This window comes from Pelosinus baikalensis (genome assembly GCF_020819555.1).
GTDB lineage: Bacteria > Bacillota > Negativicutes > DSM-13327 > DSM-13327 > Pelosinus > Pelosinus baikalensis.
On the sequence record NZ_JAJHJB010000006.1, the window covers coordinates 126,938 to 139,902 of the forward strand.

13 protein-coding genes and 1 riboswitch are annotated in these 12,965 nt (G+C 38.3%); all 13 genes read left to right on the forward strand.

The window, feature by feature from the left end; all coding sequences use genetic code 11:
- Window positions 1-5: 5 nt before the first annotated feature.
- The gene (locus LMF89_RS06720; RefSeq protein WP_229534441.1) at window positions 6-725 is read left to right on the forward strand and encodes a Stp1/IreP family PP2C-type Ser/Thr phosphatase; all 720 of its coding nucleotides are present in this window, start codon (window positions 6-8) and stop codon (window positions 723-725) included.
- A 2-nt stretch (window positions 726-727) separates the two neighbouring features.
- On the forward strand, window positions 728-1,993 hold the full coding sequence (locus LMF89_RS06725; RefSeq protein WP_229534442.1) for an FtsW/RodA/SpoVE family cell cycle protein: 1,266 nt from the start codon (window positions 728-730) through the stop codon (window positions 1,991-1,993).
- Complete coding sequence (locus LMF89_RS06730; protein WP_229534443.1) at window positions 1,983-3,395, forward strand: peptidoglycan D,D-transpeptidase FtsI family protein; 1,413 nt, start codon at window positions 1,983-1,985, stop codon at window positions 3,393-3,395. Before LMF89_RS06725 ends, LMF89_RS06730 begins: the two co-directional genes overlap by 11 nt.
- A gap of 17 nt (window positions 3,396-3,412) precedes the next feature.
- Window positions 3,413-5,293: a Stk1 family PASTA domain-containing Ser/Thr kinase gene (gene pknB / locus LMF89_RS06735; RefSeq protein ID WP_229534444.1), complete on the forward strand. Its 1,881-nt coding sequence runs from the start codon at window positions 3,413-3,415 to the stop codon at window positions 5,291-5,293.
- A 14-nt stretch (window positions 5,294-5,307) separates the two neighbouring features.
- Window positions 5,308-6,183 (forward strand): ribosome small subunit-dependent GTPase A, encoded by an 876-nt coding sequence (gene rsgA, locus LMF89_RS06740; protein WP_229534445.1) that lies wholly within the window; start codon window positions 5,308-5,310, stop codon window positions 6,181-6,183.
- 5 nt (window positions 6,184-6,188) lie between these two features.
- A complete protein-coding gene (rpe, locus tag LMF89_RS06745; protein WP_007953020.1) occupies window positions 6,189-6,836 on the forward strand; it encodes a ribulose-phosphate 3-epimerase in 648 nt (215 codons plus the stop codon).
- A gap of 42 nt (window positions 6,837-6,878) precedes the next feature.
- A riboswitch (FMN riboswitch) is annotated at window positions 6,879-7,010 on the forward strand.
- A 110-nt stretch (window positions 7,011-7,120) separates the two neighbouring features.
- Complete coding sequence (gene ribD / locus LMF89_RS06750) at window positions 7,121-8,251, forward strand: bifunctional diaminohydroxyphosphoribosylaminopyrimidine deaminase/5-amino-6-(5-phosphoribosylamino)uracil reductase RibD (protein WP_229534446.1); 1,131 nt, start codon at window positions 7,121-7,123, stop codon at window positions 8,249-8,251.
- The gene (locus LMF89_RS06755) at window positions 8,220-8,879 is read left to right on the forward strand and encodes a riboflavin synthase (protein WP_229534447.1); all 660 of its coding nucleotides are present in this window, start codon (window positions 8,220-8,222) and stop codon (window positions 8,877-8,879) included. Before ribD ends, LMF89_RS06755 begins: the two co-directional genes overlap by 32 nt.
- A 15-nt stretch (window positions 8,880-8,894) precedes the next feature.
- Window positions 8,895-10,103 carry a bifunctional 3,4-dihydroxy-2-butanone-4-phosphate synthase/GTP cyclohydrolase II gene (locus LMF89_RS06760; protein WP_007953014.1) on the forward strand — a complete coding sequence of 403 codons (1,209 nt, stop codon included), beginning with the start codon at window positions 8,895-8,897 and terminating at the stop codon, window positions 10,101-10,103.
- Between the two features lie 4 nt (window positions 10,104-10,107).
- The gene (gene ribH, locus LMF89_RS06765) at window positions 10,108-10,572 is read left to right on the forward strand and encodes a 6,7-dimethyl-8-ribityllumazine synthase (protein ID WP_007934637.1); all 465 of its coding nucleotides are present in this window, start codon (window positions 10,108-10,110) and stop codon (window positions 10,570-10,572) included.
- A 39-nt stretch (window positions 10,573-10,611) separates the two neighbouring features.
- On the forward strand, window positions 10,612-11,166 hold the full coding sequence (gene yfcE, locus LMF89_RS06770; RefSeq protein ID WP_229534448.1) for a phosphodiesterase: 555 nt from the start codon (window positions 10,612-10,614) through the stop codon (window positions 11,164-11,166).
- A gap of 15 nt (window positions 11,167-11,181) precedes the next feature.
- Window positions 11,182-12,057: an Hsp33 family molecular chaperone HslO gene (gene hslO / locus LMF89_RS06775; RefSeq protein WP_229534449.1), complete on the forward strand. Its 876-nt coding sequence runs from the start codon at window positions 11,182-11,184 to the stop codon at window positions 12,055-12,057.
- Between the two features lie 439 nt (window positions 12,058-12,496).
- Window positions 12,497-12,805 (forward strand): hypothetical protein, encoded by a 309-nt coding sequence (locus tag LMF89_RS06780; protein ID WP_229534469.1) that lies wholly within the window; start codon window positions 12,497-12,499, stop codon window positions 12,803-12,805.
- Window positions 12,806-12,965 lie beyond the last annotated feature (160 nt).

Consider the following 12,965-nt stretch of genomic DNA (forward strand, 5'->3'; position numbering starts at 1 on the left):
GGGTATTGCTAGCACATGTAATTTCTGATATTGGGTTGGTTAGAGAAACAAATGAAGATAGCTATATCTGTGATCCGCCGCATTTATTTATTGTGGCGGATGGCATGGGAGGTCATGTGGCTGGAGAAATTGCAAGTAAGCTTGCAATAAGTACAGTTAATGGTTATATTCAAGAGCATGTGGGGAAGGATAATCTTGAAATATTGTTAAAAGACGCGATAATACAGGCGAATACCTCAATATATCAAATGGCACTGTCTAAAGAAGAGTTCAGTGGTATGGGTACTACTGTCACAGCTTCTTATATAGATGGAGATACAATATACTGGGGTCATGTTGGTGATAGTCGTATGTATCTATTGCGTAATGGAAAACTTAATCAACTAACAAATGATCATTCCTTAGTTTGGGAATTGGTCCAAAGTGGTAATATAACTAGAGATGAGGCCTATGTTCATCCTAAAAGGAATTTGTTGACTCGTGCAGTTGGTACTAGTTGCCTTATTACAGTTGATACTGGTTTTGTACAATGGAAGCCAGGTGATATTGTATTAATGTGTACAGATGGGCTAACAAATATGGTCAGTGAGCAGAATATCTGTACTCTAATGCAGAGAAAAGATTGTGAAATTTCTTCTATTGTAGAACAATTAGTAAATCAGGCTAAAGATGCTGGTGGGTTTGATAATATTACTGTGATCTTGTTAAAAAATGAGGACAGATAGGCATGATTAACACACGACAACTGGAGCGTAACTTGCTTGTAGTTGCAGGTATAATTATGTTAAATGGCATTTTAGCAGTTAACTTAGCTCATGGTGTTCTAAATTACCAGACCCTAGGGGCAGTCGCTTTCATCTTTGCCGGATTTATGGCTGCCAATGTAGTATTATGCAAAGTTGGACATACTGGTGATCCTTTGTTTTTACCTTTGGCATCTTTATTAGTTGGAATAGGGCTAATTATCATTTTGAGACTTAAACCAGAGCTTTTCATGCTGCAAGTGATGTGGGTAGGTGTGGGCTTAAGTGCTTTTCTAATCTCAGCAATTCTTGCTAAGCGATTAGAACAAATAGCTTACTTTAAATATATCTGTGGTTTTATTGGTGTTGGATTATTATTATCAGCGATACTATTTGGAGTAGACATTGGCGGGAATAAGAATTGGATCATCATGGGACCTGTTCGGTTTCAACCTTCTGAGTTTGCAAAGATCTTTATCGTATTGTTTTTAGCAGCCTATTTGAGTGAGAGGCGGGAATTACTTACTCTTGCTACGAAGCATTATGGCCCCTTTGTATTGCCCCATCCAAGATTTATTGCACCTCTTATTGCAGTGTGGGGTCTTGGAATGTTAATGTTTGTTTTGCAGCGGGATATGGGTGCCGCTTTATTATATTTTGGTCTTGCCATTATCATGACATATATGGTTAGCGGCAGATCCAGTTATGTGATAATTGGCATGATCTCATTTCTAGTTGGTTCTGTAATCTGTTACAATTTATATTCTCATATTCAACTGCGAGTTGATATTTGGCTTAATCCTTGGAGTGATCCCTCGGGCGGGGCTTATCAAATTGTTCAATCTTTGTTTGCTTTAGGATCGGGAGGAATCATGGGAAGTGGTCTCACTTATGGATTTCCTACGATGATTCCTGAGGTTCATACAGACTTTATTTTTGCAGCGATTGGAGAAGAAATGGGGCTTATCGGTGCGGGAGCTGTCATCTTGCTTTATATCCTTATGATTTACCGTGCCTTTCGAACATCTTTGTTGTCTTTAATGCCCTTTAGTATGATGGTTGCTGCTGGACTAGCAGTTTCCATGGCGTTGCAGACTTTTTTAATTATTGCTGGTGTCATTAAATTTTTCCCTCTAACAGGTATTACTTTACCTTTCATTAGCTATGGCGGGAGTTCCATTGTTTCTAATTTTATTTTACTCGGTATGTTATTTTCCATATCGGAAGTGAGAGGCTACGATGCGAAATGACATGAATGATTTGGCTAAGAATATTCGTAAGGTTGCTTTTGGACTATTAAGTTTATTGGTTGTTTTACTTTTCTATTTAACTTATATTCAAATAGTTCAAAGTGATTTTTTAATAGCGCATCCCTTAAATCGCCGTACTCTTGAAGCTTCTCGTATGATTCCCCAGGGTATGATACTCGATAAGAGTGGTGAAAAGCTAGCATATAGTAAAAAAGTAGGAGATAGTTTTAAACGGGAATATCCTTATGGATCAATTGCTGCTCAGGTAGTGGGCTATGATAGTATTACCTATGGTCGGAGTGGTGTTGAGAGTACTTTCAATAGTGACTTAACAGGAAATAATACCTCCATTGCTCATTTAGGTGCTGTAAGCCATTTATTTACGAACAGGTCTGGTAATAATGTGGTGTTAACATTGGATGCTACTGTGCAGGAAACAGCCTATAAAGCACTTGGTAATCATAAAGGTGCAATTGTGGCGATCAATCCTAATACAGGAGCTATATTAGCGATGGTAAGCAAACCAAGCTTTGACCCCAATGAAATTGATCAGCAATGGAAACGTATTTCTACTGATAAAAACAGTCCTTTATTAAACCGAGTAACCCAGGGATTATATCCTCCAGGGTCTACGCTTAAGGTTATGATTGCAGAGGCAGCACGCAGGGAAAAGGTAATCGATTTAAAAGAAAAAATATATTGTGAAGCGGCTTTAAAGATTCCACCAGACTATATTTTACAAGAAAGCCATTTGGAAGCTTATGGGAATATTAATTTAGAAGAAGCATTAGCTGTTTCGTCCAATGTATTTTTTGGTACATTATCTTTAAAATTAGGGTATAAAAAAATGGAAAATACCTTTGAGCGATTTGGATTTAAGCGTTCTGTTGGTCAAGAATTGCAAGAAGTTGCTTCTCATTTGCCTGATTTTTCCTCTTTAGGAGATGGAGATCTAGCGCAAACAGGTATTGGACAAGGAAGTTTATTAGTTACTCCTTTGCGGATGGCTATGTTAGCAAGCAGTTTCGCAAATGAGGGGAAAATTATGAGACCCTATCTTGTTGACAAAATAACAGGCGTAGATGGAAGTCTTATAAAAACGTTTGCACCTGAAGAATGGCTTACTCCCACAACTCCTCAATTGGCTGATGAAATTAATAAGATGATGGTGAAGGTAGTTCGCAATGGTACAGGTACAGCGGCCTCTTTGCCAGGAGTATTAGTAGCAGGTAAGACTGGTACAGCAGAGAATTCCCAAGGCGATTCTCATGCTTGGTTTATTGGTTTTGCACCAGCAGATAATCCCCAAGTTGCAATTGCGGTAATTGTTGAGAACGCTGGATTTGGGGGAAGCATTGCAGCGCCGATGGCTCGTCAAGTATTTAAGGCGGCATTACAATAAGGAGGTGATAGTTCACCATGATTGATCGAACTCTTGATAAAAGATATACTATTTTGGAACATATTGGCGGCGGCGGTATGGCTGATGTTTATCGTGCTCATGATAAACTATTGGATCGCTCTGTAGCTGTAAAAGTGCTACGCTCGCAATTTGCTAATGATGAAGAATTTGTTACTCGTTTTCGTCGCGAAGCGCAGGCTGCTGCCCGACTATCCCATCATAATATTGTGAATATGTATGATGTTGGCAAAGATGATGAAGTACATTATATTGTTATGGAATATATTTCAGGTGAAACTCTTAAGGAACGTATTTTGCGAGAGCCACTGCCGATTGAAATGGCCGTGAGAATTGCTGCAGATATTGCAGAAGCATTAGAACACGCTCATCAAAATAATTTAGTGCATTGTGATATAAAGCCTCATAATATCCTTATGACTCGTGCAGGACGTATTAAAGTTACAGACTTTGGTATTGCAAGAGCTGTAAGTTCTGTGACGATGCATCATACCGCGACGATTATTGGATCGGTGCATTATTTTTCGCCAGAACAAGCGAAAGGAACTGCAGTTGGAGCAAAGTCTGATATTTATTCTTTAGGGGTAGTTCTTTACGAAATGCTGACAGGTACAGTGCCTTTTAATGGTGAGACACCGATTAGTATTGCATTGAAGCACTTACAAGAAGAGCCTCGTCCTATACGAGAATTAAAACCAGAGGTACCGCCATTGTTAGAAGCTATTGTATTAAAGGCAATGGCTAAAGATGTATCTAATCGTTATAATGATATTGGTGAAATGATTACGGACTTAAAGTCCGTACAGAATTATTTCAGAGATGATCATACGCGACGCTTATCAAGAGGAGATTTTCCCACACAGATATTGCCACGTTTAGATGAGCCCATTATATCTCAAGCCAATTCGGGGACTGCGCTAGAAGTGGATAATAATAATTTGCAGAAAAAAAATCATTCCAAACGAGTAGTATGGGGACTGGTATTATTACTGCTATTTGGTTTTATGATAGGTGCCTTTTTCGCATTTGGTAAGTTCTGGAGCAACAATGAAGTTACTGTGCCTAATGTTATTGGTAAGCAAGTTGAGGTTGCCCGCAGTCTTTTAGTAGATCAAAACTTGCGAGTGAATGTATCCGAAGCATTTAGTGATAAAATACCAGCCGGACATGTTATTTCCCAATCTCCAGATGCTGGAAATATTGTAAAAGAGCAGCGTATGATTAATCTTGTCGTTAGTAAGGGTGGCGAAATTACTGTAGTTCCTGATCTTAGAGGACTTAGTCGGCGAGATGCAGAGCTGCAAATTAAAAATGCAGGACTTGTGGTAGGGAGAATTGATGAGCAGTTTAATGCTGATACGCCTGTTGATGTTATTATTAATCAGCAGCCGCGGCCACCTGCACAGGTTAATAAAAATACAGCGATTGATCTTGTTGTAAGTAAAGGGGCTGGTCCGCGCAAATTTGCTTTGCCAGATTTCCGTGGAACGCCAATTAATACTGTAAATACTCAATTTGAAAGTTTAAAATTAAAGGTTGGTAAAGTAACAGAAGAAGTGAGTGACAAATATCCTTCTGGGACGATTATTGGACAAAACCCCAGTCCTGCTGCTGAGATTACAGAAGGTGCAGCCGTTGACTTAACGGTTGCCAAGGGAAATACTAGTGCTACCAAAAAGGCTGTAGTGCAGATCACTGTTCCTGAAGGAGCAATACGGCAAGCTGTACAAATCGTCATAACAGATACAAATGGACGGCGTGTAGTTTATGAAAATGTACACAAGCCTGGTGATAAGGTTGAAAAAACAGTTGATGGTGTAGGACAAGTAAGAGTACAAGTATATATAAATGGTGTATTGTTGCAAGAGCAAACAATATAACAGGAGGCAAAAAAGTGCAGCATGGGGTGATATTGAAAACATATAATAGTTTTTATTATGTGAAGACCAATGCGAAAGTAACAATGTGTACTTTGCGAGGACGTTTTAAGAAAGAGCGCTTTTCTCTTCTAGTAGGGGATGAAGTAGAGTATAATATAACAGAAAATGGCAAGGGAATCATTGAAAAGATTTTACCGCGTCGTAGTATGCTGCAACGACCGATGATTGCGAATATCGATCAAGTGATCATCACTTTTGCAGCAGTAAGCCCAGATATCAATACCATATTAATAGACCGATTTTTAGTATTGGCTGAAATGTCAGATTTAGATATTGTCATCTGTATTAATAAAATTGATTTAGCAGATAGTGAGGAATTAAAACCAATTCTCGAACTATATCGTAGCATTGGCTATTGTGTTATTACGATATCTGCTAAGATGGGTGTTGGCATAGAAGAATTACGTAATCAGCTATCTGGGAAGATTAGCGTATTTGCCGGTCCCTCTGGGGCTGGTAAATCTACGATCTTAAATACTGTAGAAGAGGGTCTTACATTGGTAACTGGTCAAGTCAGTGAAAAGATAGGACGTGGTAAACATACGACTCGCTTTGCTGAATTGTTACCTCTTTCTAGTGGCGGATTTGTAGTAGATACACCAGGTTTTAGCTTTACTGAGTTTGAGAATGTGAAAAAAAATGAACTGATGTATTATTTTCCTGAAATTGCAGCCGTTGTGCATGAGTGTAAATTTAATACTTGCCTACATTTAAAAGAGCCTCAGTGTGCTGTAAAGCAGTTAGTGACAGAGGGGCGTATTCAGGAGCAACGCTATCATTCCTATACTGAAATATTGGCAGAAATTCAAGATAAGAAGAAAGGATTTTAAATAGTATGATTAAAATTTCACCATCGATTCTTTCAGCCGATTTCTCGAAATTAGCTGAAGATATAAAACTAGTAGAGGCAGCAGGTGCTGATATGTTGCACATCGACATAATGGATGGTCATTTTGTGCCGAATCTTACTTTTGGGCCACCTGTTGTAGCTGCGATTCGTAAGGTTACTACATTGTTATTTGATGTACATTTAATGGTTAATAATCCTCAAGATTTCATTGAACCCTTTGCTAAAGCAGGAGCCGATCTTTTAACAATCCATGTTGAAACAGCTCCACACTTGCATAGAATCTTGCAATGTGTTCGAGAACTAGGGCTAAAAACGGGAGTGTCCCTTAATCCGGCAACACCGCTATCATCAATCGAAGAAGTACTTGGAGAAGTGGATATGGTCTTATTAATGACTGTAAATCCGGGATTTGGCGGTCAAAAATTTATCCCTAGTATGATTCATAAAATAGCGAAACTAAAAAAAATGATTGATGAACGTAATCTGAAGGTCGATATACAAGTTGATGGAGGCATAAATCCAGTAACGGCTAGAGAAGTTGTAGCTGCAGGTGCCAATATTTTAGTAGCAGGTTCTGCGATATATCAGGCAGATGACATAAAAAAAGCGATTTGTGAAATTAGAGGGACTTGATTATTTCCCTTAATGCTGGTAACATATACAGTAATTGAATAAGTAAGCCTTTGGGGCAAGGTGAAAAAGAGCGATCTTTTAACTCCTTACCGGCGGTGATTAGCCCGCGAGCCGTATGGCTGATCCGGTGGAATTCCGGAGCCGACAGTATAGTCTGGATGGAAAAAGGTGATGATTTAAGTCTTATATAAGGCTTAATCAATGTTGCATTCTAATGTTCTATGAGGCTGTTAAAAAGTTTTTTTAAACTTTTTTAACAGCTTAATTTTTTTGGAGGGTCAATTATGGATGAAAAGTATATGGGGCAGGCATTAGCTTTAGCTCAGTATGCTAAAGGTCGTACCAGTCCCAATCCTATGGTTGGAGCGGTGATTGTTCGTGATGGGCGAGTGGTTGGCGAAGGATGGCATAGAAAGGCTGGTACGCCCCATGCTGAAATTAATGCATTGCAGCAAGCTGGAGATTTAGCCTATAATGCCAGTATCTATGTTACATTAGAGCCTTGCTCTCATCATGGCAGAACAGGACCATGTGTGGAAGCTTTAATTGCAGCTGGTATTAAAAAAGTAATTATTGCCATGACAGATCCTAACCCCTTAGTAGCCGGGCAAGGTATTTCTAAGTTACGTGAGGCTGGGATTGAAGTAATAGAAGGTGTCTTGGCAAAGGAAGCAGCAAAGCTAAATGAAACGTTTATAAAATGGATTTCTACGAAAAAGCCTTTTGTACTTTTGAAAAGTGCCATGTCTTTAGATGGGAAAATTGCTTCTTATACAGGACATTCTAAGTGGATCACAGGGGTAGAATCACGAATTTATGTTCATCAATTACGAGATACTTATGATGCTATCTTAGTCGGGATTGGTACAGTGCTCGCTGATAACCCCACTTTAACTACTCGTCTGGCGTATCAGGGGAAAAATCCTATTCGTGTGGTCGTTGACAGTATGGCACGCACACCAATTCATTCTAATGTCGTTACGGATGGATTAGCGCGAACCATGATTGCTGTTACTGATAAAGCACCTCAAGAAAAAATTGATGCTCTTAGAGCTTATGGTGTGGAAGTAATCGAGTGTGAGAAAACGACGGCTGGTGTGAATTTGTCTCATTTATTTAAGATATTAGGTGAGCAGCAAATTACGAGTACTTTGATTGAGGGTGGAGCTGCCATCAATGCTTCTGTTCTAGAAGATAATTTGGTTGATAAAATCAATTGGTTTATTGCTCCTAAAATAATTGGTGGTGTGGATGCTCCAGGTCCAGTTGGCGGAAAAGGGATAGCTGATGTAAATGACGCCAAAGGATTTGAAGATATACATATGGAAGCAATTGGAGAAGATATATTAATTAGCGCATATCTGCGTAACCGGGAGGGACGAGATGTTTACCGGACTTGTGGAAGAATTAGGTAAAGTCAAAGCCATTGCACGTGGTGTAAAATCTGTGCGTTTAACGGTAGCGGCAAATAAGGTCTTACAAGATGTTAAATTAGGCGATAGTATTGCTGTTAATGGAACTTGTCTTACGGTAGTTGAATATGATGCATATTACTTTACGGCTGATGTTATGCCAGAAACAGTGGATAGTACAGCCCTGGCAAGTTTACAAATTGGTTCTAAGGTAAATCTTGAGAGAACGCTTAGTATTGGTGATCGCTTTGGCGGTCATATTGTAAGCGGGCATATTGATGGTATTGGAATCATTCGAACTAAAGATAATAATGATAATGCCGTAATTGTTAAAATAGAGGCTGGTTCCGAGGTTATGCGCTATATTGTAAAAAAAGGTTCTATTGCAATTGATGGTATCAGTCTCACTATCGTAGATTATGGACAGGATTGGTTTAGTGTATCATTAATACCTCATAGCGCTTCTGCCACTACATTAGGATTTAAGAAAACGGGGGATGTCGTAAATCTAGAAGTGGATGTTATTGGAAAATATGTAGAGAAGCTGCTAAATTTAGACTCGGCTCAACAACAATCTAAAACTTCTGCTATTAACATGAATTTTCTAGAGAAAAATGGGTTTACACTATAAATTGGAGGAATGAACATGAAATTTAATACGATTGAAGAAGCAATTGAAGACATTAAAAATGGTAAAATCATCGTGGTAGTTGATGATGATGATAGAGAAAATGAGGGCGACTTATTAATGGCTGCTGATAAAGTGACTCCTGAGGCTATTAATTTTATGGCGACTCATGGACGTGGGCTTATTTGTATGCCAGTTATTGGTTCTAAATTGGACGAACTGGGTATTGGTGCGATGGTATGTGACAATACGGATCCAAATTGTACTGCTTTTACAGTATCGGTTGATGCACATACTGTGACAACAGGTATTTCAGCCCATGAAAGAGCAGAAACGATTAGGGCTATGTTAGACCCCAATGCTCTCCCAGAACATTTTAGAAGACCAGGTCATATTTTCCCATTGCGGTATGTAGAAGGCGGGGTCTTAAGACGTGCAGGGCATACGGAAGCCGCAGTTGACTTACCAAAGTTAGCTGGATGTTACCCTGCAGGTGTAATTTGCGAAATTATGAATGATGATGGCAGAATGGCTAGAGTTCCAGACCTACTGGAATTTGTTGCGAAACATAATCTGAAGATCATTTCCATTGCAGAATTAATTAAGTATCGGAAGGCTAATGAATCATTTATCATACGCGGTGCAGAAACAAAAATGCCAACTAAATATGGCGATTTTCAATTAGTTGCTTATGAGAGCAAATTAGATAATCAATGTCATGTTGCTTTAGTGAAAGGTGAAGTGGCAGGTAAAGAAAATGTACTAGTGCGCATACATTCAGAATGCTTAACGGGTGATGTATTAGGATCACTGCGCTGTGATTGCGGCGAACAACTAGATAATGCATTAAAACGTATTAGTCAGGAAGACGCAGGGGTCCTGGTTTATATGCGCCAAGAAGGTCGTGGAATTGGTCTTGCCAATAAAATTCGTGCTTATGCATTGCAGGATCAGGGTAAGGATACAGTAGAAGCAAATGAAATATTGGGTTTTGCACCTGATCTCAGAGATTATGGGATTGGAGCTCAAATATTAGTCGATTTAGGGTTAACAAGTATTAAGCTGCTTACGAATAATCCTAAAAAAAGAGCAGGTTTAGAAGGTTATGGATTAACGATTACGGAAAGAGTACCTGTGGAAATTAAAGCGAATAAATTCAATCAACGTTACTTATCTGTTAAAAAAGTAAAGTTAGGGCATTTACTTAAACAATATGGGGAGGAATAAGAATATGGTAAAATTTATTGAAGGACAATTAGTAGCTGAAGGATTAAAAATTGGTGTTGTAGTGGCGAGATTCAATGAGTTTATAAACAGTAAGCTGTTAGATGGAGCTTTAGATGGTCTTAAAAGACATGGTGTAAAGGAAGAGGATATCGAAGTTGCTTGGGTACCTGGTGCATTTGAAATACCTTTAGTAGCACAGAAAATGGCTAACAGCAATAAATATCAAGCTGTGATATGCTTAGGTACTGTTATAAGAGGAAGTACTAGTCATTATGATTATGTTTGTGCAGAAGTATCTAAAGGAGTAGCTCACGTTGGTATGGCTACAGGTGTTCCTACTATCTTTGGTGTTCTTACCACAGAAAGCATTGAACAAGCAATCGAAAGAGCAGGTACGAAAGCAGGGAATAAAGGTTTTGAGTCTGCAGTAACCGCTATTGAAATGGCTAATTTATTAAGGCAAATATAATAAAAGTAAAATATTTCCAGGGAAATGGTGAGTGATTACATGAATATTGGTATTATCAGTGATACTCATGGTTGTGCAAAAACATGGGAAACAATTTATGATAAATATTTTACACAGTGTGATTTTATTATTCATGCTGGAGATATACTATATCATGGTCCACGAAATGATATTCCGGCAGAATACAATCCTAAGCAATTAGCAAATGTACTGAATGATTGTCCTATTCCCATTATAGCAGCGTGTGGTAATTGCGATGCTGAGGTGGATAGCATGGTATTAAATATGCCCATACAGTCACCCTACACTTATACGATGGTAGATGGCTTACGTATTATTGCTACGCATGGACATAATCTTACAGATGATGCTAAGAAGGAAATGGCAATCAAGTTTAAGGCCAATTTATTTATCACAGGGCATACTCATGTAGCAGTACTGGAAAAAAATAATAACATTGTGTATTTGAATCCAGGATCGCCAGCGATGTCCAAGAGAGCCGATGGACTTGGTACATTTGCTAGGTTAGCAGGAGATACTATTGAGGTTTTAGATGCTATGAGTGGGCAAGTTTTAATGTCAGAAAGGTTATAAAGGGGGGGGGAAATCATGGGGGACCATATTACAAGGGCAACTATAGTGGGTGGAGTGCGGGCTTTTGCCGCGGTGACTACAACCCTAGTAGAAGAGGCTAGAAAACGCCATGATTGTTATCCGGTAGCAGCTGCTGCTCTAGGGCGGACTATGACTGGAGCTCTATTATTAGCTGCAAATCTTAAAACAGATGAGAGCATTACAATAAAAATTAGTGGAGATGGTCCTCTAGGTGAGGTTGTTACTGATGCTCATGCTAATGGAAGCGTTCGTGGGTATGTTAAAAATCCACATGCCCACTTACCCTTACGAGAGGGGAAGTTAGATGTTGGTCATGCTGTTGGTAAGGGGCAGATATCTGTTACTCGATTTACAGGTTTAAAGCAGCCTTTTACAGGTAGTGCAGAATTAGTGAGTGGTGAAATAGCTGAAGATATTACTAATTACTTATATGTATCAGAGCAAACTCCGTCAACAGTAGCTTTAGGTGTTTTAGTGCAGCCAGATATGATTGTTACTGCGGCTGGAGGATTTATGGTACAAGCGTTACCTAATGCTGATGATGAGGTTTTAAGTAAAATTGAAAAAAATATAGCTTTATTACCACCCATTTCCCAATTGATAAGCGAGGGATTAGATGCAGCTGGTATCATAAATCGAATCTTTGCTGGCTTATCAGTTACCATTTATGAAGAAGTTCCTTTGGAATTTAAATGTACTTGTTCCTTGGAAAAGGTGCAGAAAGTGCTGGTTAGTCTTGGTGTAGAAGAGATCAACGATATTTTAGTTGAGGATGGAGAAGCTGAAGTTTGTTGCCCTTTTTGTAGTGCTAAATATCAATTTAATAAAAGTAATCTAGAAGAAATAATCGACATAATTGAAAAACAATAGAAAGACTGGGTTATACAATGAAAAAAGGTACTTTATGCTTTGCGTAAAGTACCTTTTTCATTGTATAAATTAGATTTCCTAAAGTAATTTTAAAAATATCAGCAAGAGGAAAAATCATCAGATGAACAGCAGAAAAATAACAAAATGATGATGATGATAATAATAGACCAATTACCACCACAGCCGTTGCCATTACCTCCAAACCCGAAGCCCATAATTATTCCTCCTTTTTTCATGCGTAGTCTTGTGACTTACTACATTGTATGCTTACTAGGCGGAGTAGGTGATAATTGAACAAATAATCTTAGTTAAAGGAAAGCAACATTTATTTGTTTTTCCTTCTTAAGATATTCCCAAGCGACATTAGGTATGTGTGCAGGAGTTTATAACTTCTCGCCGAATTTTGTACATACAAATTAGAAGGAAGAGAGAGTTGCAGATGATAATTAAAAATGCTTTAGAACAAATTGAGGTCTTAGTGCGTAATCTCAAAAAGGAAAATAATATGGAAAGGCTATTATGCTATTCTGCAGTTATTACCATACTTAATCGTATCGAAGATATTACAAAAGAAGAGAGGATACCCAATTACGTAATCTATAAAAATGACTTATTGGAAAGTTGCGAAAAAATTTGCAACTTAGAGGACAACACTGGAGATGTTGGTCAACTTATTGGAAAGGCATTGGTAGCAATCCGTAATTTAAAGTCCTATCAATGTTTTAATGTGGATAATCATCATATTTAATTGTTGAATCAATATAAGATACAAATTTGATTGGGTTATCCTAGCAATGGGATAACCTTTTTACGATTTAGAATGAAGTAGGGATTTAGTGAGTACATTTAATTAGCCCTTTTATGAATTAAAGTAGGCAAAAGAGGAATTTTATTATGAGAAATAGAAA